The organism is Gordonia sp. DT30 (genome assembly GCF_049844915.1).
Classification (GTDB): domain Bacteria; phylum Actinomycetota; class Actinomycetes; order Mycobacteriales; family Mycobacteriaceae; genus Gordonia.
The window spans coordinates 1-362 of record NZ_JBNCLY010000093.1; the positions used below are offsets into that span (position 1 = coordinate 1).

Annotated in this window: 1 protein-coding gene; it reads left to right on the forward strand. The window is 66.9% G+C overall.

All coding sequences use genetic code 11. The annotated features are described in order from the left end of the window. Positions 1–112: 112 nt before the first annotated feature. The coding region (locus tag ACLQ3C_RS21570; RefSeq protein WP_425707131.1) for a transposase family protein at positions 113–362 on the forward strand (250 nt) is incomplete at its 3' end.

Sequence of the window (362 nt, forward strand, 5' to 3'; positions counted from 1 at the left end):
GGCTCTTGTGATGTAGGTGTGGGTGGTTTGAGCGTGGCGTAGGGCGCAACGCCGGTGTCTCGCTTAAGGTTTGGTTTGCGAAGACTAGACCTGAAGGAGTCCGGCGTTGCGCGTGCCCAGTGTAGTGCAGAAGGTGTTGTCGATCCCAGCGGTCGTGGAGGACGTGTCGTTCGAGGAGATCGATGGCCGGGAGGTGCTGGTGGTCGATGTGCGTGCGTATGCCCGGGCCCGGTCGCGGTGCGCGGAGTGTGGGCGCCGCTGCCCGGGCTATGACCAGGCGCCGACCGCACGTCGGTGGCGTCATCTTGATGTCGCCGGCCGCCAGTGCGTGCTGCGGGCGTCGTTGCGGCGCGTGCGCTGCG